The 21,494-nt window shown below is 65.5% G+C and carries 18 protein-coding genes; 9 read left to right on the forward strand and 9 right to left on the reverse strand.

Annotation, left to right across the window (positions count from 1 at the left end):
• The first annotated feature begins 27 nt into the window (after nt 1-27).
• From putA to JQ604_RS31570, 3 genes are all read left to right on the forward strand, one after another.
• Nucleotides 28-3,039 (forward strand): bifunctional proline dehydrogenase/L-glutamate gamma-semialdehyde dehydrogenase PutA, encoded by a 3,012-nt coding sequence (gene putA / locus JQ604_RS31560; RefSeq protein ID WP_212364604.1) that lies wholly within the window; start codon nt 28-30, stop codon nt 3,037-3,039.
• A gap of 234 nt (nt 3,040-3,273) precedes the next feature.
• Nucleotides 3,274-4,479 carry a CaiB/BaiF CoA transferase family protein gene (locus JQ604_RS31565; protein ID WP_212364605.1) on the forward strand — a complete coding sequence of 402 codons (1,206 nt, stop codon included), beginning with the start codon at nt 3,274-3,276 and terminating at the stop codon, nt 4,477-4,479.
• A gap of 201 nt (nt 4,480-4,680) precedes the next feature.
• On the forward strand, nt 4,681-5,325 hold the full coding sequence (locus JQ604_RS31570; RefSeq protein ID WP_212364606.1) for a glutathione S-transferase family protein: 645 nt from the start codon (nt 4,681-4,683) through the stop codon (nt 5,323-5,325).
• A 5-nt stretch (nt 5,326-5,330) separates the two neighbouring features.
• Here JQ604_RS31570 and JQ604_RS31575 read toward each other — a convergent pair whose 3' ends face one another.
• From JQ604_RS31575 to JQ604_RS31595, 5 genes are all read right to left on the reverse strand, one after another.
• Complete coding sequence (locus tag JQ604_RS31575) at nt 5,331-5,495, reverse strand: hypothetical protein (RefSeq protein WP_212364607.1); 165 nt, start codon at nt 5,493-5,495, stop codon at nt 5,331-5,333.
• Between the two features lie 29 nt (nt 5,496-5,524).
• Nucleotides 5,525-6,892, reverse strand: a complete 1,368-nt coding sequence (locus JQ604_RS31580) for an MFS transporter (RefSeq protein ID WP_212364608.1) — start codon at nt 6,890-6,892, stop codon at nt 5,525-5,527.
• Nucleotides 6,893-6,957: 65 nt separating this feature from the next.
• Nucleotides 6,958-8,187 carry a flavin-dependent oxidoreductase gene (locus tag JQ604_RS31585; RefSeq protein ID WP_212364609.1) on the reverse strand — a complete coding sequence of 410 codons (1,230 nt, stop codon included), beginning with the start codon at nt 8,185-8,187 and terminating at the stop codon, nt 6,958-6,960.
• A gap of 202 nt (nt 8,188-8,389) precedes the next feature.
• Nucleotides 8,390-9,955 (reverse strand): hypothetical protein, encoded by a 1,566-nt coding sequence (locus tag JQ604_RS31590; protein ID WP_212364610.1) that lies wholly within the window; start codon nt 9,953-9,955, stop codon nt 8,390-8,392.
• 91 nt (nt 9,956-10,046) lie between these two features.
• The gene (locus tag JQ604_RS31595; protein WP_212364611.1) at nt 10,047-11,096 is read right to left on the reverse strand and encodes a hypothetical protein; all 1,050 of its coding nucleotides are present in this window, start codon (nt 11,094-11,096) and stop codon (nt 10,047-10,049) included.
• A 219-nt stretch (nt 11,097-11,315) separates the two neighbouring features.
• Between JQ604_RS31595 and JQ604_RS31600 the strand changes: the two genes are divergently transcribed.
• From JQ604_RS31600 to JQ604_RS31610, 3 genes are all read left to right on the forward strand, one after another.
• A complete protein-coding gene (locus JQ604_RS31600) occupies nt 11,316-11,690 on the forward strand; it encodes a Crp/Fnr family transcriptional regulator (protein WP_212364612.1) in 375 nt (124 codons plus the stop codon).
• A complete protein-coding gene (locus tag JQ604_RS31605; protein ID WP_212364613.1) occupies nt 11,687-12,496 on the forward strand; it encodes an MBL fold metallo-hydrolase in 810 nt (269 codons plus the stop codon). Before JQ604_RS31600 ends, JQ604_RS31605 begins: the two co-directional genes overlap by 4 nt.
• A gap of 251 nt (nt 12,497-12,747) precedes the next feature.
• Nucleotides 12,748-13,362, forward strand: coding sequence for a glutathione S-transferase family protein (locus tag JQ604_RS31610; RefSeq protein WP_212364614.1), 615 nt, complete (start codon nt 12,748-12,750; stop codon nt 13,360-13,362).
• Between the two features lie 115 nt (nt 13,363-13,477).
• Here the strand turns inward: JQ604_RS31610 and JQ604_RS31615 are convergent, their stop codons facing one another.
• The 3 genes from JQ604_RS31615 to JQ604_RS31625 are packed head-to-tail and all read right to left on the reverse strand — an operon-like array spanning nt 13,478 to nt 15,534.
• Nucleotides 13,478-13,975, reverse strand: coding sequence for a TPM domain-containing protein (locus JQ604_RS31615; RefSeq protein WP_212364615.1), 498 nt, complete (start codon nt 13,973-13,975; stop codon nt 13,478-13,480).
• 52 nt (nt 13,976-14,027) lie between these two features.
• Nucleotides 14,028-14,906 carry a TPM domain-containing protein gene (locus tag JQ604_RS31620; RefSeq protein WP_212364616.1) on the reverse strand — a complete coding sequence of 293 codons (879 nt, stop codon included), beginning with the start codon at nt 14,904-14,906 and terminating at the stop codon, nt 14,028-14,030.
• Nucleotides 14,907-14,925: 19 nt separating this feature from the next.
• Nucleotides 14,926-15,534: a LemA family protein gene (locus JQ604_RS31625; protein WP_212364617.1), complete on the reverse strand. Its 609-nt coding sequence runs from the start codon at nt 15,532-15,534 to the stop codon at nt 14,926-14,928.
• 140 nt (nt 15,535-15,674) lie between these two features.
• Here JQ604_RS31625 and JQ604_RS31630 point away from each other — a divergent pair, with 140 nt between their 5' ends.
• From JQ604_RS31630 to JQ604_RS31640, 3 genes are read left to right on the forward strand one after another with little or no spacing between them, the layout of a single operon-like run.
• Nucleotides 15,675-16,529, forward strand: a complete 855-nt coding sequence (locus JQ604_RS31630; protein WP_212364618.1) for an enoyl-CoA hydratase — start codon at nt 15,675-15,677, stop codon at nt 16,527-16,529.
• A gap of 5 nt (nt 16,530-16,534) precedes the next feature.
• The gene (locus tag JQ604_RS31635; RefSeq protein WP_212364619.1) at nt 16,535-17,680 is read left to right on the forward strand and encodes an acyl-CoA dehydrogenase family protein; all 1,146 of its coding nucleotides are present in this window, start codon (nt 16,535-16,537) and stop codon (nt 17,678-17,680) included.
• A gap of 12 nt (nt 17,681-17,692) precedes the next feature.
• A complete protein-coding gene (locus JQ604_RS31640) occupies nt 17,693-18,889 on the forward strand; it encodes an acyl-CoA dehydrogenase family protein (protein WP_212364620.1) in 1,197 nt (398 codons plus the stop codon).
• Between the two features lie 109 nt (nt 18,890-18,998).
• Here the strand turns inward: JQ604_RS31640 and JQ604_RS31645 are convergent, their stop codons facing one another.
• On the reverse strand, nt 18,999-21,326 hold the full coding sequence (locus JQ604_RS31645) for a xanthine dehydrogenase family protein molybdopterin-binding subunit (RefSeq protein ID WP_212364621.1): 2,328 nt from the start codon (nt 21,324-21,326) through the stop codon (nt 18,999-19,001).
• Nucleotides 21,327-21,494 lie beyond the last annotated feature (168 nt).

A 21,494-nucleotide genomic window follows, 5' to 3' on the forward strand; every position in this document is an offset into this window, starting at 1 on the left:
TTCCCGGACCAGCCCAGAGGACCTGCCATGCCGGATCACGATCGCCTGCCCCCGCTCTTCAGTGCACCCTATGCGCCTGACGATTCCGCGATCGCCGCGCGCCTGCTGCGCGACGGCCATCTGGGCGCCGAGCAGGAAGCGCGGATCGACCGCAGCGCGACGCGGTTGATCGAGGCGGTCAGGGCCAATGACGATCCGATCGGCGGCGTCGAGGACATGCTGCGGGAGTTCGCGCTCTCCACCAAGGAGGGGCTGGCGCTGATGGTGCTGGCGGAAGCGCTGCTGCGCGTGCCGGATGCGCGCACGGCGGATCAGTTCATCGAGGACAAGCTCGGCCAGGGCGACTTCGTCCATCACGAGACCAAGTCGAGCGCGTTCCTGGTCAATGCCTCGGCCTGGGCGCTCGGCATGTCCGCACGCGTCATCCAGCCCGGCGAGACGCCGCAGGGCACAATCGGGCGTCTGACAAAACGGCTCGGCGCGCCGGCGGTGCGCGCGGCGACGCGACAGGCGATGCGACTGATGGGCAGCCATTTCGTGCTCGGCGAGACCATCGAGGCGGCGCTCGATCGTGCGCAGGCGCATTCAGACAGTGCGCCGCGCTATTCCTTCGACATGCTCGGCGAAGGCGCGCGAACGGCCGAGGATGCCGTGCGCTATTTCGAATCGTATGCGCGCGCGATCGACGCGATCGGCAAGGCCGCCGGCAAGCGTCCCCTACCCGACCGCCCCGGCATCTCCGTGAAGTTGTCGGCGCTGCATCCGCGCTACGAGGCGGTCAGCCATGGTCGCGTGATGCGCGAGCTGGTGCCGCGGCTGATCGATCTCGCCGGCCGCGCCAAGAGTTTTGACCTCAATTTCACCGTCGATGCCGAAGAGGCCGACCGGCTGGAATTGTCGCTCGACGTCATCGCCGCAGCCTTCGCCGATCCCTCGCTCACCGGCTGGGACGGCTTTGGGCTTGCGATCCAGGCCTATCAGAAGCGTGCCGGTGACGTGATCGACCATGTCGACGCGCTGGCACGCTCGCTGAACCGGCGGATGATGGTGCGGCTGGTCAAGGGCGCCTATTGGGACACCGAGATCAAGCGCGCGCAGGAGCGCGGGCTGGCCGGCTATCCCGTGTTCACGCGCAAGGCTATGACCGATCTCAACTACATCACGTGCGCGCGAAAACTGCTGGCGTTGCGGCCGCGGCTGTTCCCGCAATTCGCCACCCACAACGCGTTGACGGTCGCGACCATCCTCGAACTCGCCGACAAGCCTGAGAGCTTCGAGTTCCAGCGCCTGCATGGCATGGGCGAGGCGCTTTATGCGCAGCTCGCGGCAGACCGCCCGGAGATTGCCTACCGCACCTATGCCCCGGTCGGCAGCCACCGCGACCTGCTTGCCTATCTGGTGCGGCGGCTGCTCGAGAACGGCGCCAATTCGTCCTTTGTCGCACTGGCGGCGGACATGTCGGTGCCAATGTCGACGCTGCTGCGCCGACCGGCCGATGTGATCGGCACCGCCAACAAGGCGTCCCATGCCGACATTCCGCTGCCGGCCGATCTCTACCGGCCGCAGCGCACGAACTCTGGGGGTATCGAGTTCGGCGAGCGCGCGGCGCTGGACAAGCTTCTGACGGCAGTCGCAGGCGAGCGCGCGCGTACAATGCCATCAGTCGGCATGGCGAATGCTGAGCAGGCCACGGCCGCGATTGCAGCCGCGCGGCAAGGTTTTAAGGCGTGGAACGCGACGCCTGCGGCGCGGCGCGCCGACATCCTGGAGAAGGCTGCCGATCTGCTGGAGCAGCGCCGCGCGCATTTCCTCGCACTGCTGCAGAGCGAAGGCGGCAAGACAATCGACGACGCGCTCTCGGAAGTCCGAGAAGCCGTCGATTTCTGCCGTTACTATGCGGCACTCGGGCGCAAGGTTTTTGGCGAGGGCGAGGCGATGCCCGGCCCGACCGGCGAGAGCAACGTGCTGGCGCTGCGCGGCCGCGGCGTGTTCGTTGCGATCTCGCCGTGGAATTTCCCGCTGGCGATTTTCCTGGGACAGGTCACGGCGGCGCTGATGGCCGGCAATGCCGTGGTCGCAAAACCTGCCGAGCAGACGCCGCTGATCGCTGCCGAAGCGGTCCGCCTGCTGCACGAAGCCGGCGTTGCGAGCTCCGCGCTGCATCTGGTCCAGGGCGACGGCGCGATCGGCGCCGCGCTGGTCGCGCATCCCGCCATCGCCGGCGTCGTCTTCACCGGCTCGACCGAGGTGGCGCGCGCGATCAACCGGACGCTCGCCGCCAAGGACGGCCCGATCGTGCCGCTGATCGCGGAGACCGGCGGCATCAATGCGATGATCGTCGACGCGACCGCGCTGCCCGAGCAGGTCGCCGACGACGTCGTGACCTCGGCGTTCCGCTCGGCCGGCCAGCGCTGCTCGGCGCTGCGGCTCCTGTTCGTGCAGGATGACGTCGCCGACCGCATGATCGAGATGATCGCGGGCGCCGCGCGCGAGTTGAAGATCGGCGATCCCGCCGACGCTTCCGTTCACATCGGCCCGGTGATCGATGCCGAGGCCAAGCAGCGGCTGGATGCGCATATCGAACGGATGAAGCGGGGCGCGCGCGTACATCTTGCCGGCACCGTGCCTGCCGGCAATTTCGTCACGCCGCATATCTTCGAGCTCGCCAATGCTGGCCAGCTCACCGAAGAGGTGTTCGGGCCGGTCCTGCACGTGGTGCGCTATCGCGCCGACAAGCTCGGCGATGTGCTGACGGCGATCGAAGCAACCGGCTTTGGACTGACGCTCGGCATCCATTCGCGCATCGACGACACGATCGAGGACGTGATCGATCGCCTGCAGGTCGGCAACATCTATGTCAACCGCAACATGATCGGCGCCGTGGTCGGCGTGCAGCCGTTCGGCGGCAGCGGTCTCTCCGGCACCGGCCCGAAGGCCGGCGGCCCGCATTATCTGGCACGGTTCGCGACCGAGCAGACGGTGACCATCAACACCGCGGCCGCCGGCGGCAATGCGGCGCTGATGGCGGGGATGGAGTAAGCCACACCGCGTAGGGTGGGCAAAGGCGCGCAGCGACGTGCCCACCATTCACGGCGTGCTCCGATGGTGGGCACGCTACGCTTTGCCCACCCTACAAGTCATGGCCCTAGGCGAGAAAGTGCCGTTGCATCGCCGCGCCGAGATGGGTCAAATGCCTGATAGCGCGGGATCATCGTGAGCGATAATTCCAGCCACCGGAAAAACACCAACAAGCGTCGCGGGAGCCACGGCATCATGGAAAAAGGCATTTTTGACGGGCTCAAGGTGCTGGACTGCGCGAGCTTCATCGCGGCGCCCGCGGCTGCGACGGTGCTGTCGGACTTCGGCGCCGACGTCATCAAGATCGAGCCGCCCGGCACCGGGGATCCCTACCGGAACCTGCCGAACCTGCCGGGCTATCCGCACAGCGAGCACAATTTCGCGTGGATGCTGGAGGCGCGCAACAAGAAGAGCCTGGCGCTCGACCTCACCAAGCCGGAGGCGCGCGAGGTGCTCTACAGACTGGTCGCCGAATCCGACGTCTTCATCACCAACATGCCGCCGCAGGTGCGCGAAAAACTCGGCATCACATATGATCATTTGGCGCATCTCAACGATCGGCTGATCTACGCCTCCTTCACCGGCTATGGCGAGAAGGGCGAGGAGGCCAACAAGCCCGGCTTCGACAGCAATGCCTATTGGGCGCGCTCCGGCCTGATGGATCTCGTGCGCGCCGACGAGGCGATCACCCCGGCCCGCTCGGTCGCCGGCATGGGCGATCATCCCTGCGCGATGGCGTTCTACGGCGCGATCGTCACCGCGCTGTTTAAGCGCGAGAAGACCGGCAAGGGCTCGCATGTCGCGACAAATCTGATGGCGAACGGCATCTGGGCCAATGGCGTGCTGGCGCAGGCCAAGCTGGTCGGCGCGAAATTCCAGAAGCGCAAGCCGCGCGAGCAGGCGCTGAATGCGGTCACCAATCACTACAAGTGCAAGGACGGCCGCTGGATCATCCTCTCGCTGCTCAACGAGGAGCGGCAATGGCCGACGCTGGCGCGCTGCATGGGGCGCGAGGACCTCGTCACCGATGCCCGCTTCGCCACCAAGGCCGAACGCCATTCCCGCTCCATCGAGCTGATCAAGATCTTCGACGCGGTGTTCGCCGGCAAGGATCTCGCGGAATGGCGCAAGATCCTCGACGGCAACGGCCTGGTGTTCGGCGTCGTCGGCATCCTCGACGACATCCCCCACGACAAGCAGATGATCGAGAACGAGGTGCTGGTGCGCTTCGAGAACGACACCATGCTGACGGTGAACAGCCCGATCTTCATCGACGGCGTCAAGAAGGTGCAGCCGCGCAAGCCGCCCGAGGTAGGTGAGCACAGCGACGAGATTTTGCGGCAGGCTGGTTATGACGAGGCCACGATCAAGAAGCTGCGTGCGTCCGGCGCGGTGGCTTAGCCCCCTCGCCACACTGACGCTATCTCTTTCCCTTCTCCCCGCGTGCGGGGAGAAGGTCAGGATGAGGGGGAGCCTCCGCGAGGTCGGTGACAGACGGGCTCGCGGAGGCTCCCCCTCACCCGGATCGCATCTACGATGCGATCCGGCCTCTCCCCGCAAGCGGGGCGAGGCGAATATCCCGCCGACAACGAAAGCTTGAAGATGCCCACCTATCGCCTCCATTACTTCCCGGAATCCGGCAACAGCTACAAGCTCGCGCTGATGCTGACGCTGTGCGGCGAGACGTTCGAGCCGGTGTGGACCGATTTCGGTGGCGGCGTGACGCGGACGGCGGAGTGGCGGGCGACCGTGAATGAGATGGGCGAGATCCCGGTGCTGGAAGTCGACGGCGAGCGGCGGACCCAGACGGCACCGATCCTGCTGCAACTGGCCGAGCAATACGGCAAGTTCGGCGGCGAAACGGAGGCCGAAAAGTTCGAGCTGCTGCGCTGGCTGTTCTGGGACAACCAGAAACTCTCCGGCTACATGGCGACCTACCGCTTCCTGCGCACCTTCACGCCGTCAGCCGATCCCAAGGTGCTGAAACATTTTCGCGCGCGGCTCGACGATTTCCTCGGCATCCTTGAGCAGCATGTCGGCCGCAACGTGTTCATGATCGGTGCCAAGCCAACGGTGTCGGATTTCTCGATGATGGCCTATCTGCATTATCCGAGCGACGAGACCGGCTACGACTTCGCGACCAGCCATCCGAATATCAGCGCGTGGCTTGGTCGCATTGCTGCCCTGCCCGGCTGGAAATCGGCCTATGATCTGCTGCCCGGCCCACGACTAAAACACTACGCGTAAAAGGATCAGCGGCTCATCCAGGCCCAGACGATGCCGGCGACGATGACGCCGATGATGATGGTGACCGCGATCGCCCAGATGCTGACGCGGGCGTCGCCGATGGTCTGGCGCTCGGCCTCGTTCTCCGCGATCTCGCGATTGCGCTGCTTGTCCTGTTCGGAAGAGCTCATCGGCCGGTCTCCGCTCACGGTCTGGCGGTTCAAGTCCTGGTCGCCGGTTGCACCATAGCATCAAACGATGACGTCTGGCGCGTGCCGACCACGCGGCTCAGCGCAAACGCCGCCAGAGCCGCGCAGAGAGCGGCCGAGGCCGCGGTGATGAACAGCTCCGCCGTGCTCCATTTCGCGGTCATCAGCGCGCCGCCGATCAGGGGGCCAATGATCGAGCCGACCCGGCCGATGCCGAGCGCCCAGCCGACGCCGGTGGCGCGCACCGAGGTCGGATAGAAGTTCGCCGCCAGCGCATTGGCCGCGATCTGGCCGCCGACGATGCAGAAGCCGGCGGCGAAGATCGCAAGCGTCACCAGCGCGGCGGAGTGGCCAAGCTGGCCGATTGCGCCAACGGCGAACACGGCGACGAAATAGACCAGCGCCAAGGCGCGGAACGAGAAGCGGTCGACCACGCTTCCCAGCGCGAACGTGCCGACCACGCCGCCGACCTGGAGCATCGCGCCGATCATCGCCGCCGCCGAGACCGAGGCGCCGAGGTCGTTGAGCACGGTCGGCAGCCAGTTCGCCAGGAAATAGAGGTCGAGCAGGCTCATGAAGAACACGATCCACAACAGCAGCGTCGGCAGCGTCCTTCCCTCGCTGAAGAGATGCACGACCGGCAGGCCCGCGAGCCTGGGCTCGTGCACGACGAATTGCGTGCTGGTTGCGACCGGCGCGGCCTTCAGATTGATCCGGCCGAGCAGCTCGGCGACGCGGCCCTGCGCACGGCCGCTCAGCGCAAGGAAGCGCGCGGATTCCGGCAACCGCCACGCCAGCACCGGCGTCAGCAGCAGCGGCGCGATGCCGCCGACGATGAACACCGAGCGCCAGCCATAATGCGGGATCAGCGCGGCCGCGAGCAGGCCGCCGAGCGCGGCGCCGACCGAGAAGCCGCAGAACATGACCATCACCATGGTGGCGCGGCGGCGATGCGGAGAAAATTCCGACGTCATCGCCACCGCATTCGGCATCGCGCCGCCGAGCCCGAGGCCGGTGAGCAGGCGAACGACGAGCAGCGTGTTGACGTCGTTGACGAAGGCGGTGGCGAGCGAGCCGAGGCCGAAGGCGAGCGTCGCGCCGACGATGATCGCCTTGCGGCCGACGCGATCGGCCAGCGGGCCGAACACCAGCGCGCCGATCATCAGGCCGAACAGGCCTGCGCTGAACACCGGTCCGAGCGCAGCACGCGACAGGCTCCATTCCCTGGCGAGCGCGGGGGCGACATAGCCGATCGCCTGGGTGTCGAAACCATCGAGGAACAGCACCGCCGCGCAGGTGAGCAGCAGCTTGATCTGGAACGCGCCGACCGGCTGCTGATCGATATAGCCGGCAACGTCGATCGTCTCAGTCTCCGCCATCACCGTCCCTCCTCCGGATGCGCCTCTTGCGGCCGCTTGTCTGTGTTCAGCGCGAAGGCCGCGGCCTAGCGGCGCAGCGCGTCCTTCGCAAAGCCGGCGATCCGCTTGTAGCCCTCGGACATTGCGATCAATTCCTCGCGGCTGATGACGTCCTCGATGGCGCGGAACGGCCTGTCCTGCGTGCGCAGGAACACCTCGCGCAGGATGGCATCCGGCGGGTTGCTGCGGTTGGTCAGCACGATGCGCGTGGTCGCCTCCAGCCGCTGCTGTTCATAGGCGGCGAGCGCGGCGACGGGATCGTCATGCGCCTGCAGGGCCGATGTCAGCGCGCGCGCATCGAGGATCGCCTGGCCGGCTCCGTTCGAGCCCCGCGGCACCATCGGATGCGCGGCGTCGCCGAGCAGCGTGACCCGGCCAAAGCTCCAGCGCGGCAGCGGGTCCTGGTCGACCATCGGGAATTCGAGCACGCTGTCGGCAGCGCGGATGAAGGCGGGCACGTCGAGCCAGTCGAAATGCCAGTCGGCGAAGGCCCAGAGGAAATCGTCGAGCGAGCCGGCTCTGTTCCAGTCGCGCTTGCGATAATTCGGCGTCTCGATCTCGGCGACCCAGTTGACGAGTTGCAGCCCGTCGGCACCGGCGGCGCGGATCGGATAGATCACCATCTTGCCATGCGACAGCCAACCGGCGCGCACCATGCTGGCGCCGGATAACATGGGTTTCCACCGCGTCACGCCGCGCCACATGTTGACGCCGGAATAGCGCGGCTCGCCTTCATCCGGAAAGAACTGCTTGCGCACCGCCGAATTGATGCCGTCGCAGGCGATTGCGATGCGGCCGCGCACGATGGAACGATGGCTGCCGTCATCCGAAAACGTCACGCTGACGCCGGCAGCGTCCTGCTCAACGGCGACGCAGTGGCTGCTGGTGACGACACGATCGGCGCCGGCGCGCGCGCAGAAGGCATCGAGCAGCAGCATCTGCAGGTCGCCGCGATGGATCGAGAATTGCGGATGATCGTAGCCGGCAAGGCGGCCGAGCGGCTCCTGGTAGATCAGTTGTCCGAAGCGGTTGAAGAAGGTGGCGTCCGTCGTCGTGATCGACACTCTCGCCAGCGCGTCCTCGAGGCCGAGCGCGGCGAGTTCCCTGGTCGCGTGCGGCAAGAGATTGATGCCGACGCCCACGGCGCGGATTCTAGACGTGGATTCGAAGATGCGGCAGGGAATTCCGGCCTGATGCAGCGCGAGGCCGAGCGTCAATCCGCCGATGCCGGCGCCGACGATGATGACCTCGTCCATGCGTCCATCCCTTGTTCTTTTCGGGGATGAAACACGATTAGTAAGACCACTGTCAATCTGGGTGTCTCCTCGTGTCCCGGACGCGGTGCAGCGTGCAACGCTGCGCCGCAGAGCCGGGACCCATGCTTCCCCGGTGTTGCGGCATGGGCCCCGGATCAGCAGCGCACCGCTGCGCGCTGCGCAGCATCCGGGGAACGTGCAACTACCGCCCCTTCACGAAGCACATGCCCATGCCGGAGGTCTTGCCCGCAACCTGGCAAGCGAGCCCGGCGGCGCAGGTCCAGCCGCGAAAGCTCTTGTCGGCGGGACCCTTGGCATCCGCCTGATAGCAATGCGCGCCCCAGCCGTCGCTGTACTCCGTCCCGGCAAGCTCGGCACTGGCGCGCGCCTGCGGGCGGTTGGCAAAGCCGCGGGAGAAATCGGGCGACTTGCCGTCGCGGAACGCGGTGAGGATATCGCGGCGGCGCGCCTGGTCGCCGAAGAAATGCGGCGAGGCCGGCACCACCGTGGCGTTCGACGGTTTTGCCGCCATCCAGTCGACGCCGGGAAAATGGAAGCCGCCGATGCCGCGGGTCTGGTGGCAGCCCGCGCAGGTGACGTCGTTGAGGCGTCGCTCGAAGCCGGCGAGCGACTGGATGTTCTGCAGTTTTGCGCCGTCTGCCGTGGCCTTCTTCAACGCACCGACCACGTCGTTCTCGGAGAACACCGCCTTGTCCGAAGCACCCTCGCCCTGCACCAGCCCGAATTCCGGCTGCAGGTCGGACGCGTCAAATCCCACCGGCGTCGGCGCGACCGCGCTGTTGGCAAGGAATTTCTCCGGGATCAGAATCGTCCCACGATCGAGCGCGGCGAAATTTTTGGGATCGAGGAGCCACGCCCTGAACTCGCGACGTAGCGCTTCGTCGCCCAGAAGGCGGTCGCGATCGATCTGGTTTTCCAGCGGCGCTTCCTCGAAGCGCTTCGTCTGGCTGACGAAATCGAACACCTTCAGCAGATAGTCGGTGCGGAAGTCGCGCACCGCTGATTTCGGCGCATGTGCGATCTGCAGGTTGGTCTCGATGCGATCGATGTTTTCATAGCTGATCAGGTCGAGCGGACCGTCCTTGCCGAACAACACGTCCAGCATGCGCTCGCCGGCCAATGGCGAGCCCATCGCAAGCCACCGTCGCGCAAGCTCGCGGCAGGTGATCTCAGTGCCGTTGCGATCCCTAGCGTGGTCGCCCTTCGCCTTCAGCACGATGTTCAGCGTCATCGGCAGGCGCTGCGACACCGCGTTCTCGCCGACCATGGTCGCATCCATGCGGGTCAGCCGATAGATCAGGCGGATCTCGCCGCAGCTCTCCGGCGCGACATAGGCGCGGTCCATGCGGTTGACGACGCCGGCCAGTACAAAGCGGACGTCGGGGGAGTCGAGCAGCGCGCGGTCGAACAGCTGGAACGCAAAGTCGTCGCCGACGCCGATGCTTTCGTTCGGCAGGGTCGCCCTGTGCTTGTCGACATAGCGATCGAATTCGCGATCGAGCGCGGCGCGGACCGGCGCCATCGACGGCAACTGGAACAGCAGGCTGTTGGTGAGCGGCAGATCGGCCGAACGCTCCGGCCACAGCATGCGCCCGAGACCGAAGCGGCCCTGATCGAGTTCGCGCAGCACGGCGGGATCGATCACCGCCGCGCCGCGCTCCAGCGCGCGGTCCTCGCCCGCGCGCACGAGCGAAGCGCCGCAGAGCAGGACGGACAAGACGAACAGGCATCGCAGCGCGCGGCTCATGTCCCCACTAACACCGCCCTGCAAAGCCTATTCAAGAAAAAAGGCGCTTCACATCGTGGTGAAGCGCCTCGCGACGTCAGGATCCCGCGGATTAGCGCGCGATGACCAGGCCCTTGCTGGTGACGACCACCCAGCGGCCGTCCTGCTTGCGGATGGCGTCGACACGGCCGAGGCCGGGAACGGGATCGCCGGCATAGACCTCGAAGATGCCCTGGCGGCCCTCGATCAGTGCGCCGCCGTTGGCGACGTCGCGCAGCACCCAGCCTTCGACGGTCGGCAAACGGCCGACCTCGGGCTTTGCCGGCGCCGGAGCGGCTGCGGCAGTCGTCGTCGCAGGCTGCGTCACCGTTCCCGTGACGTCCCTGGCCGCAGCGGGCGCGGCGGCGGCAACCGGTGCGGGCACGGCCGGCGGGGTGGCGCGGAGCTTGTCGACGGACTCGCTGAGCTTGGCGATCCTGGCCAGCGGCTCGGCCTGCGCCTTCTCGACCTTGTCGAGACGGTCGCTGGTCTTGTTGAACTGGCTCATGCCCATCTTGGTCGAGTGCTCGACGCTGGCCTTGAGCGCGAGCAGCTCGGAGTCGATCCGGGCGATCGAAGCTTCCACCGCATCGGCCCTAGTGGCCGCGGCATCCTTGGTGGCCGCGACAGCCGCGCCACCATTGGGCTGGCCAAAGCTTGCAGTCGCGAGCGCGCCGCCGATCGCACCCGCTACCGTGGCCAGCGCTACCATGGCCGCCATCGCGGCGAACCGGCGTGCACCGGACGGTTTCTTGGTCTCCTCGGCAGCCGGCTTTGCTGCCGTTGCCTCGTGATCCCAGGTCCGCTCGCCCGGCGCCATGATCATCAGCTTGCCCGGGAAACGGGGCTCGTCCTTCGGCTCGACCTTGGCCACTTCGACCTTCGGAATCTCGATCCTGGGCGGCTCGACCTTCGGCGCTTCCGCCTTGACCGTGAAGGCCTCAACCTTGGGCATTTCCGCCTTGGGCATCTCAATCCTGGGCGCGTCGGCCTTCGGGGAGGTCTCTTCCTGCTCGGGCGCGAGACGGGGAGCCTCGACCGCGGCTGCGGCCATCACCGGCTCGGCCCTGGCCGCCGTGTCGGAAACCGCTTCACTGACCGGCTCGCTCTGCTGCTCACTCACGTTCAAAGTCTCCAGAATGGGTTGAGGATTTGGTAACTTTTATTGCTTGCGAAATCGTTACCTGGATCGTTACTTGGGCGGACTTACCGAAATTTTAGGAACTTTTCCGGGCTGGATTCAGGCTGAATGCTGCCTTGCGGCAATCCGACTGCTCCGCTTGCTTGCAGGCTTTTCCCGACTAACATGTCCGGAAGATCCAGCCAGAAGGCGGGGATGGTCATGACGATCGAAAAGTGCATCAACGAATTTGCTGTCGATGACGTCATTTTTGAGGAAGGTTCCACCGGGCGCGAACTTTTCGTGGTGCTCGACGGCCAGGTCGAAATCGCCAAGATGAACGGCGCTGACAAGACCGTGATCGTCACCCTCGGCAAGGGCGAGTTCTTTGGCGAGATGGCCGTGATCGACGGCTCGTCGCGCTCCGCCACCGCGATCGCGGTGGCACCGCACACGAAAGTGATGCGGATCAACCACGCCCGCTTCGTCTACCTCGTCAGCCAGCAGCCGGCGTTCGCACTGATGATCATGGACGCGCTGTCGAAACGGCTGCGCGCCTCCAACGCCGTCACCTACCGGAGCGCCGCGAACCCATGAGCGACCGCCGTCCGAGCCCCTTCAAGACCCTGCTCGACAGCGAGCTCGCAACGCTGATCCAGGCGACCGAGGACGTCTACCAGGTCCGCTTCAAGAACCGCGCCGCCAATGCCTATCTGATACGCGGCAGCCGGCGGACCATCATGATCGACGTCGGGCTGTCGACCAACTACCCCCACCTTCTCACCTGCCTGAAGCATATCGGCGTCACGCCCGAGATGATCGACATGGTGGTGCTGAGCCACGAGCATCTCGACCATATCGGCGCCGCCTATCATTTCCACGGCAAGGCCTACATCGCCGCGCATCGCCTTGCCGCCAACAAGATCATGCTGCGCGATGATTTCTCGATGCTGCGCAAGATGTTCAACGAGCCGAACGTGCCGATCAACATCGACATCTGGCTCGAGGAAGGCAATCTGATCGACCTCGGCAATTTCCGCCTCAACGTGATGTATACGCCGGGCCATACCTCGGCCTGCATCACGCTGTTCGATCAGGACAAGGGCCTGCTGTTCGCCGCCGACACCTTGATGCCCGGCGGCGTGATGGGCGGCGTGTTCGGCTCCGGCTCGATCGCCGACTACATCCAGTCGCTGGAGCGGCTGAAGGGGCTGAATTCGAAGATCCTGCTGTCCGGCCACGGCCGGCTCTCCGACACGCCGCAGGACGATGTGCGGATCGCGATCGCGCGCTCGCACGGACTGCTGGAGGACACCGCGCAGCTGTTCGACGCACTCGACGCGCGCTCCAACTTCGAGCCGATCATGCAGTCGGTGCGCGATCTCAACAAGCTCGACGACTGAGCGCCCGCTTTCTCCGTCATTGCGAGCCAAGCGACTTGTCCGCCGAAGCCTTGGCGAAGGCGGAAGCAATCCATGGCACCGCGCGCGGAGAGATGGATTGCTTCGTCGCTTCAGCGCAAAATTGCTTTGCAATTTTGTCGCGAGCTCCTCGCAATGACGAGGAGGGCCGCGCGCCACCTGATTTGACAAATGCTCGCGCGGCCTGTTCAACAGCACCCAACAACAATGCCCCAAAGCAAGGAGCGAGGACTATGAAGTTTTACGACTCGGTCGGACCGAACCCACGCATCGTCCGGATGTTCATGGCCGAGAAGGGCATCGAGATGCCCAAACAGACGGTCGACGTGCGCGGCGGCGAGAACCGCGAGGCCGCGCATCTGAAGCGCAATCCGCACGGCCAGATGCCGACGCTCGAGCTCGACGACGGCGTCTACGTCTCCGAGATCATTCCGATCTGCGAATATCTCGAGGAGAAGACACCGGCGCCGGCGGTGATCGGATCGACCGCTGAAGAGCGCGCCGAATGCCGGATGTGGACCCGCCGCATCGATCTCAACATCTGCGAGCCGCTCGCCAACGGCTTTCGCTTCAGCGAAGGGCTGAAGCTGTTCGAGAAGCGCATCCATTGCGTGCCCGAGGCCTCGCCCGGCCTGAAGGCGATGGCGGCCAACCGCCTCAAATGGCTCGACGGCCAGATGGCCGACGGCCGCGAATTCATCTGCGGCAAGCGATTCACGCTGGCCGACATCCTGCTCTACTGCTTCCTCGATTTCGGCGGCAAGGTCGGCCAGCCGCTTGATCCGTCGAATGCGCATATTGCGGCGTGGTTCAAGCGGGTGGCCGAGCGGCCGTCGGTGACGGCGTAGGGGATAGTCCCTCCGTCATTGCGAGGCGCGCAAGCGACGAAGCAATCCATTCATCCGAGCGTGTGGACGGATGGATTGCTTCGCTTCGCTCGCAATGACGTAGAGAGTTGGTTGTCTACATCATCACCGGCGCATCCGGCAGCTCATTCGCACCACCCACCGTCCGCGGAAAGTGTCTTGCAAGCTCCCGCGACACGGCCTCAATACCTTTGATGACCCCCTGCTCGAAGCGGCCTGCGCCGAAATCCGTTTCCATCTCGCGGCAGATCGCCTCCCATCCTGCGGCACCCACCTTCGCATTGATGCCGCGATCGGCGACGATCTCGACGTCGTGATCGGCAAGCAGGAGATAGATCAGCACGCCGTTGTTGTGCGCGGTGTCCCAGATTCGCAGATGCGAAAACACGTCGATCGCGCGTTCGCGTGCCGGCTGATTGCGAAACAGCGGCGCGCCGTCGAGCGCGCCTTCGACGACGAAACGGATCTGGCCCGAATGCGTCGTCTCGCCGGCCCTGATCGCCTGCTCGATCGCGTGCAGCACGCGCGGCGGAAACTCGCGCCGGACCCGCCAGCGATGCTCGATCAAATGCCTGCCGATGCGCTTGATGCTCATATCCCTACCGGCTCCAAGTCCTACCAGCTCCAAGTCATGCAAGCCTTAAGCCCTACCAGCTTCCCGAGGCGCCGCCGCCACCAAAGCTGCCGCCACCTCCGCTGAAACTGCCGCTGTCGCTCGAACTCGAACCACTGCTCCAGCCGCCGCTGGACCAGCCTCCGGAATAGCCGCCGCGCCGGCCGGCCCCGGGGCTGCCCCAGTTCAAGGCCCCGAAGATCATCGCCGCGACGAATGCGATGCCGCCCACCACGATAGCCGTGGCGATCGATCCGATCGCCATCCAGGCGAAGGCGCCGACAAGACCGCCGGTCGCGAGCGAACCGATCAACCGCCCCAGGATCGTGCGCAGGAATCCGGACAGCACGACGATGCCGATCAGCACGGCCGGATTCGCCAGGTCGAACAGCTCGGGCGCCTGCCAATGCTCGGGCTCCGCCGCCGGCAGCTTTTCGCCGTCGATCACGCCGATCATCCTGTTGACGCCGGCAGAGACGCCGCCGGCAAAATCGCCGGCCTTGAATTTTGGCGTGATCACCTCGTCGATGATCCGCCGTGCAGTCGCGTCGGTCAGCGCGCCTTCGAGGCCATAGCCGACCTCGATCCGCAAATGACGATCGTTCTTGGCGATGACGAGCAGCGCTCCGTCATCGATCTTCTTGCGCCCGATTTTCCAGGCTTCGGCGACGCGGATACCGAACTGCTCGATCGTCTCCTCGCCCGTGGTCGGCACGATCAGCACCGCGACCTGACTGCCCTTGCGGGTCTGCAGATCCTTCAGCGTCTGCGTCAGCGAGGCGATGTCGCCCGCCGACAGCGTCCCGGTCTGGTCGACCACGCGGCCGCTGAGCGGCGGCACCGCGACCTCGGCCAGCGCCGGGACCGCCCAGCCCAGCAGCAGCGCAAACAGGATCGCGCGCGCGAGGATCATCGCGAACCGACGGCTGCGGTCACTTCGACGGCGCCGGCGTCGGATTGAAATCGACCTTCGGCGCGGTCGAGATTTCCTTCTCGTTCTCGACCGAGAAGTTCGGCTTCTCCTTGTAGCCGAACATCATCGCGGTGAGGTTGTTCGGGAAGGTGCGGATGCCGACGTTGTACTCCTGAACCGCCTTGATGTAGCGGTTGCGCGCCACCGTGATGCGGTTCTCGGTGCCCTCCAGCTGCGACATCAGATCGCGGAACAACGCGTCCGATTTGAGCTGCGGATAGTTCTCGGTGACGACCAGGAGCTTCGACAGCGCGCCGGTCAGCTCGCTTTGGGCCTGGGTGAATTTCTGGAACGCCGCCGGGTCGTTCAGCACCTCCGGCGTCGCCTGGATGCTGCCGACCTTGGCGCGCGCATTGGTGACCCCGAGCAGCACGTCCTTCTCCTGCTGCGCAAAGCCCTTCACCGAATTGACGAGGTTCGGCACGAGATCGGCGCGCCGCTGGTATTGATTGACCACCTCAGACCAACCCGACTTGACCTGCTCGTCATTGGTCTGGATCGCGTTGTAGCCGCAATTGGTCAGGCTCAGGCACGCCAGCGCCGCCAGCACGGTCCAAAGCTTACGCATGAAAAGTTCTCCCGGTGGAATTTTCCTGGCAAACCTATCAGATCGCTTTCGCAACGTAATCCTGCATTCCGCCAATTTACCCTTGCCTATCCATCCGCGCCCCAGTCATCATGTCGCAAAGCCGATCCCGGGGAGGATCCATGACAACAACATTCGAGACGATCCGCATCGAGCGGCCGGAGCCTGCGATCGCGCGGATCGTGATGAACCGGCCCGAGGCGCGCAACGCGCAAAACCTGCAGATGACCTACGACCTCAACGCCGCCTTCGACCAGGCGGTGCAGGACGACGCGATCAAGGTCATCATCCTGGCCGGCAGCGATCCGCATTTCTCCGCCGGCCACGATCTGCGCCCTGCGGGCAAGAACAGCGCCGGCGTCGACTTTCCGCCGGTCGGTAACTGGGGCGGCTTCGCCGAGCCGAACGCGCACGGCCGCTTCGCGCGCGAGCAGGAGATCTATCTGCAGATCACGCGGCGCTGGCGCAATCTGGCAAAACCGACCATTGCCGAGGTGCAGGGCAAATGCATCGCCGGCGGGTTGATGCTGGCCTGGGCCTGCGACCTCATCGTCGCAAGCACCGACGCCGAGTTCTGCGACCCCGTCGTCACGATGGGCGTCTGCGGCGTCGAGTGGTTCGTGCATCCCTGGGAAGTCGGCCCGCGCAAGGCCAAGGAATTTCTGTTCACCGCCGACGTCTGGAGCGCGGAGGAAGCGCATCGGCTCGGCATGGTCAACCACGTGGTGCCGCGTGCCGAGCTATCCGCCTTCGTGCTGGCGCTGGCGCGCAAGATCGCAGCCAAGCCGGCCTTCGCGCTGAAGCTGACCAAGGAAGCGGTCAACCGATCCGTCGACGTGATGGGCCAGCCTGCCGCGATCGACCAGGCCTTCGCGCTGCATCAGCTCTGCCACGCGCACAATCTGCAGGAATTCGGCATGATCGTTGACCCGTCGGGTCTGCATCCTTCCGTCCGCAAATCAGCCAATGTGAAGTAGGACAGATGGACCTCAATCTCAGCGACGAGCAGCGCCTGCTGCGCGAAAGTGCCGACCGCTTCGTGGCGGAAACGTTTACCGCCGACCACCGCAAGACAACGGCGAACGAGCCGCTCGGCTTCTCGGCCGCGATCTGGAAGCAGTTCGCCGAGCTCGGCTGGCTGGCGCTGCCGATCAGTGAGAGCTATGGCGGGCTCGGCGGCGGCGCGGTCGATGTCGGCATCCTGATGGAAGCGTTCGGGCGCGGGCTGGTGACCGAGCCCTATCTCTCCACCGTCGTGATCGGCGCGGCGCTGGTCACGGAGTGCGGGACCGAGGCGCAGAAGCAGGCGATCCTGCCGGAGATTGCCGAAGGCGGACTTTATCTCGCGATGGCGCATTCGGAACGCGCCGCGCGCTTCGATCTTGGCAAGGTCGAGACGATGGCGACGAAGACCGGCGATGGCTGGCGATTGAATGGCGCCAAGACGGCCGTGCTCGACGGCGCCGCAGCCTGCCAGATCATCGTCTCGGCCCGCGTCGCCAATGCCAATGGCTCATCCGGAAAGCTTTGCCTGTTCGTGGTGCCGGCGGGAACGGCCGGCCTCTCGTTGCGCGACTATTCGCGGCTCGGCGGCGGCCGCGGCTGCAGCCTCGATCTGAAGAACGTGCAATTGCCTGCCGACGCGCTGCTCGGCGACGGCAGCGACGCACTGCCCGCGATCGAGGCGGTCGTCGACCGCGCGATGGCGGCGCTTGGCGCGGAGGCGGTCGGTATCATGCAGACCCTGCTGCAGACCACGCTGGAATACACCAAGATTCGAAAGCAGTTCGGCCGGCCGCTCTCGGCCAACCAGGTGATCCGCCACCGCCTCGCCGACATGGCGATGCAATGCGACGAGGCGCGTTCGATGGCGCTGCGGGCGGCGCTGATGGCCAATGCCGAGCCGGTGGCGCGCAGCCGCGCGGCGTCCGGTGCCAAAGCAAAAATCGGCAAATGCGCGCGCTTCGTCGCCGAACAATCGGTGCAGCTCCACGGCGCCATGGGCGTCACCGAAGAGCTCGACATCGGTCTCTATTTCAAGCGCCTGCTCGCCTTCGACACGCTGTTCGGCGGCAGCGCGCATCACTATCGCCGCCATGCCGCGCTGAGCGGCCGGACGCAGGCTTAAGCGGAGGCTAGGATGGATCTCACCTTCAATGCCGAGGAGCGCGCCTTCGAACAGGAGGTCCGCGACTTCCTGGCGACGAACCTGACACCGGAGCTGAAGCGCGCCACCGCGCTGACGCCGTCGGTATTCTCCGATCCCGACATCGGCATGGCCTGGCAGCGCAAGCTGCACGCCAAGGGTTGGGGCGCGCCGGGCTGGCCGGTCGAGCATGGCGGGCCGGACTGGACCCCGGCACAGCGCTGGATCTTCGAGGCCGAATGTGCCCGCGCCGGCGTGCCCAATGTCAACGTGATGGGCGTCAAGATGGTCGGCCCCGTCATCATCGGCTTCGGCACGGCGGAGCAGAAGAATTTCTATCTGCCGCGCATCCTCTCCGGCGAGGACTATTGGTGCCAGGGCTATTCCGAGCCGGGCTCCGGCTCCGATCTGTCATCGCTGAAGACCCGCGCGGTGCGCGAGGGTGACGATTACATCATCAACGGCACGAAAATCTGGACGACCCATGCCCATCACGCCAACCGCATGTTCGCGCTGGTGCGCACCAACGAGAGCGAGCGGCAGCAGGATGGCATCAGCTTCATCCTGATCGACATGAAGTCTTCAGGCATCACGACGCGGCCGATCCTGACCATCGGCGGCGACCACGAGGTCAACCAGGTGTTCTTCGACGACGTCCGCGTGCCCGTCGCCAACCGCGTCGGCGAGGAAGGCAAGGGCTGGACCTACGGCAAATATCTGCTGGAGTTCGAGCGCGGCGCCGGCATCGCGTCGGCAAAACTGCGCGAGGCATTGCGGACGATCTCCGAGCTCGCGGTATCAGATGTGACGGGACGCGCGATCGACGACCCTGACATCGCAATGCGGATGTCGGAGGTCGAGGTCGATATCGACGCGCTGGAGATGACAGAGCTGCGCGTGCTGTCAGCGCTGCAGACCGGACAAAATCCCGGTGCGGTGTCATCGATCCTCAAGCTGCGCAACAGCGAGATCCGCCAGGCCGTGACAAAGCTCGGGGTCGATGTGATCGGCAATGACGGCCTTGCGGTCGAGCCGGCGCGGCCGTTCTACAAGCTCAACCACGAGCCCGCGATCCCCGAGGAGCTGCTGCCGGTGGTGCCGGAATATCTCAACGGACGCGCCTACACGATCTTCGGCGGCTCGTCGGAGATCCAGCGCGACATCATCGCGAAGATGGTGTTGGGGTTGTAGGGCGCCCCTTTCGTCATGCCCGGGCTTGTCCCGGGTATCCACGTCTTCCGGTCTGGAAGCAAAGACGTGGATGGCCGGGACAAGCCCGGCCATGACGGCGTAACTTTACTTAAGCCGCCTTCACCTTCGCGTCGCGGATCGCCTGCCAGATCTTCGACGGCGTCAGCGGCGTGTTCAGCTGGGTGATGCCGAGCTCGCTCAGCGCATCCATCACGCCGTTGGCGATGCAGGGCGGGCCACCGATCGCACCGGACTCGCCGCAGCCTTTCGCGCCCAGCGGATTGGTCTTGCACGGCGCGGAATCGTCCAGCGTCACCGAGATCGGCGGGATGTCGTCGGCGCGCGGGATGCAATAGTCCTGATAGCTCGCGGTCAGGAGCTGCCCTTCCTCGCTGTAGGCGACGCCTTCGTACAACGCCTGGCCGATGCCCTGGGCGACGCCACCATGCACCTGGCCGGTCACCAGCATCGGATTGACGGCGACGCCGACGTCGTCGACCGTGGTGTAGCGCACCACCTTTGTGATGCCGGTCTCGGGATCGATCTCGACCTCGCAGATATGCGTGCCATTCGGCCAGCTCGGCCCGTCGACCTTGCCTTCGCTGTCGACGCTGAGCTGCGCACCTTTCTCCTTCTGCGCGATCTCGAACAGCGTGACGCGTCTGTCGGTGCCGACCACCGTGAGGACGCCGGCACGATACTCGATGTCCTCGATCGAAGCCTCCAGCATCTGCGACGCCTTCTCGCGCGCCTTGTTGATCATGTCGTTCGAGGACACCGCAACGGCCGTGCCGCCGACGAACAGCGAGCGCGAGCCGACGCTGCCGAAGCCGGTGGCCAGATCCGTGTCGCCCTGCACGACGTCGATCTTGTCGGTAGGGATGCCGAGCGTATCCGAGATCATCTGGCTGTAGGTGGTCTGCAGGCCCTGCCCCATCGCCATGGTGCCGGAATGCAGGATGATGCGGCCCTCCGCGGTCGCGTGCAGCGAGACCTTCTCGGTGTGGGCGGTGCCGCCGGTCCATTCGATGTAGCTGGTCAGGCCGCGGCCGTAGAGCAGGCCCTTCTTCTTCGCCGCCTTCTTTCGCGCGGCAAAGCCGTTCCAGTCGGCAAGCTCGGAGGCCCGCTCCATCATGTGCGCGAAGGCACCGGAGTCGTACACCTGGCCGACGGCGTTGGTGTAGGGCAGTTGCGCCGGCTTGATGTAGTTCGCCTTGCGCAGCGTGCGCGGATCCATCCCGATTTTTCGCGCGGCAGCGTCAAAGAGGCGCTCGACAATGAAGACAGCCTCGGGCCGGCCCGCGCCGCGATAGGCGCCGACCGGCGCGGTGTTGGTCATCACCGACTTCACCTCGAAATGCACCAGCGGCAGATCGTAGACGCCGGTCTGCACGAAGGGACCCAGGATCAGCGGAATGATGTTGGCGGTGCCGCTGCAATAGGCGCCGGTGCCGCCGATCGAGCGCACGCGATAGGCCAGCACGCGGCCCTTGGCATCGAGCGCAAGCTCGCCGGTCGAGGTGAGGTCGCGGCCATGGGTGCCGCCGACGAAATCGTCGGTGCGGTCGCCGCGCCAGCGGATCTTCCTGTTCAGCTTGGTGGCGGCATAGGCGACGATGCCGTCTTCGGGATAGAGGCTGGTCTTCTGGCCGAAGCCGCCGCCGATATCACCGACCAGCACGCGGATGCTCTCCTTCGGCCGCTTCAGGATCGCGTCGGCCAGCAGGTCGCGGGTCGAGCCCGGGGTCTGCGACTGCACATGCAGCAGCAGGCGCCCGGTCTTCTTCTCGATCTCGGCAATGGTCGAGCGCGGCTCCATCGCCGACGGCACCAGGCGCTGGCTGACCAGATCGAGCGAAACTGTATGCGCGGCCTTGGCAAAGGCCTCCTCAACCTTGGCGGCATCGCCATAGCTCATGCCGGCGACGATGTTGTCCGGCACCTCTTCCCAGACCGCGGGCGCGCCTGTTTTGATCGCCTCGACGGGATCGACCACCGAGGGCAGCACCTCGTAATCGACGGCGATCGCCTCGGCCGCGGTCTGCGCCAGTACGCGCGAAGTCGCGACCACGGCCGCGACCGCCTCACCGGCAAAGCGCACGATCTCATGCGCCAGCAGGCGCCGCGGCGGCACGCTCATCGGCTTGCCGTCCGGCCGCTTGAAGATCGCAAGCGTCGGCAACGTGCCGATATCGTCCTTGATCAGATCGGCGCCGGTATAGACGGCCTCGACGCCGGCCATCTCCAGCGCCGCCTTGGTATCGATCGATTTGATCTTCGCATGCGCATGCGGCGAGCGCAGCACGTGCAGCCACAGTGCACCGTCCTCCGGCTTGTCGTCGATAAACTGCCCCTTCCCGGTGAGCAGCCGCTGGTCCTCCAGACGCTTGACGGGCTGGCCTGCACCAAAACGCATATTGCCGGGAAGAATGTTCATTCCGAAGTCCTTCGAGATTGCAAAGAATTGGCAGGGGTTTTAGCGGATTTCCGCCGCGAGACAACAGGCCTCGGGGACGAGGCCATGCGCATCAGTTACCAGGAAGTGACCGTCAGCCGAGACTTGTAGGGTGGGCAAAGCGACCCCGTCCACGGTGGCTCAACGAGC

Source organism: Bradyrhizobium jicamae, from assembly GCF_018130695.1.
GTDB classification, from domain to species: Bacteria; Pseudomonadota; Alphaproteobacteria; order Rhizobiales; family Xanthobacteraceae; genus Bradyrhizobium; species Bradyrhizobium jicamae_B.

Coding starts and splice junctions, on each gene's coding strand:
- putA (WP_212364604.1), top strand. CDS start 28: ATGCCGGATCACGATCGCCTGCCCCCGCTCTTCAGTGCACCCTATGCG.
- JQ604_RS31565 (WP_212364605.1), top strand. CDS start 3,274: ATGGAAAAAGGCATTTTTGACGGGCTCAAGGTGCTGGACTGCGCGAGC.
- JQ604_RS31570 (WP_212364606.1), top strand. CDS start 4,681: ATGCCCACCTATCGCCTCCATTACTTCCCGGAATCCGGCAACAGCTAC.
- JQ604_RS31575 (WP_212364607.1), bottom strand. CDS start 5,495: ATGAGCTCTTCCGAACAGGACAAGCAGCGCAATCGCGAGATCGCGGAG.
- JQ604_RS31580 (WP_212364608.1), bottom strand. CDS start 6,892: ATGGCGGAGACTGAGACGATCGACGTTGCCGGCTATATCGATCAGCAG.
- JQ604_RS31585 (WP_212364609.1), bottom strand. CDS start 8,187: ATGGACGAGGTCATCATCGTCGGCGCCGGCATCGGCGGATTGACGCTC.
- JQ604_RS31590 (WP_212364610.1), bottom strand. CDS start 9,955: ATGAGCCGCGCGCTGCGATGCCTGTTCGTCTTGTCCGTCCTGCTCTGC.
- JQ604_RS31600 (WP_212364612.1), top strand. CDS start 11,316: ATGACGATCGAAAAGTGCATCAACGAATTTGCTGTCGATGACGTCATT.
- JQ604_RS31605 (WP_212364613.1), top strand. CDS start 11,687: ATGAGCGACCGCCGTCCGAGCCCCTTCAAGACCCTGCTCGACAGCGAG.
- JQ604_RS31610 (WP_212364614.1), top strand. CDS start 12,748: ATGAAGTTTTACGACTCGGTCGGACCGAACCCACGCATCGTCCGGATG.
- JQ604_RS31615 (WP_212364615.1), bottom strand. CDS start 13,975: ATGAGCATCAAGCGCATCGGCAGGCATTTGATCGAGCATCGCTGGCGG.
- JQ604_RS31620 (WP_212364616.1), bottom strand. CDS start 14,906: ATGATCCTCGCGCGCGCGATCCTGTTTGCGCTGCTGCTGGGCTGGGCG.
- JQ604_RS31625 (WP_212364617.1), bottom strand. CDS start 15,534: ATGCGTAAGCTTTGGACCGTGCTGGCGGCGCTGGCGTGCCTGAGCCTG.
- JQ604_RS31630 (WP_212364618.1), top strand. CDS start 15,675: ATGACAACAACATTCGAGACGATCCGCATCGAGCGGCCGGAGCCTGCG.
- JQ604_RS31635 (WP_212364619.1), top strand. CDS start 16,535: ATGGACCTCAATCTCAGCGACGAGCAGCGCCTGCTGCGCGAAAGTGCC.
- JQ604_RS31640 (WP_212364620.1), top strand. CDS start 17,693: ATGGATCTCACCTTCAATGCCGAGGAGCGCGCCTTCGAACAGGAGGTC.
- JQ604_RS31645 (WP_212364621.1), bottom strand. CDS start 21,326: ATGAACATTCTTCCCGGCAATATGCGTTTTGGTGCAGGCCAGCCCGTC.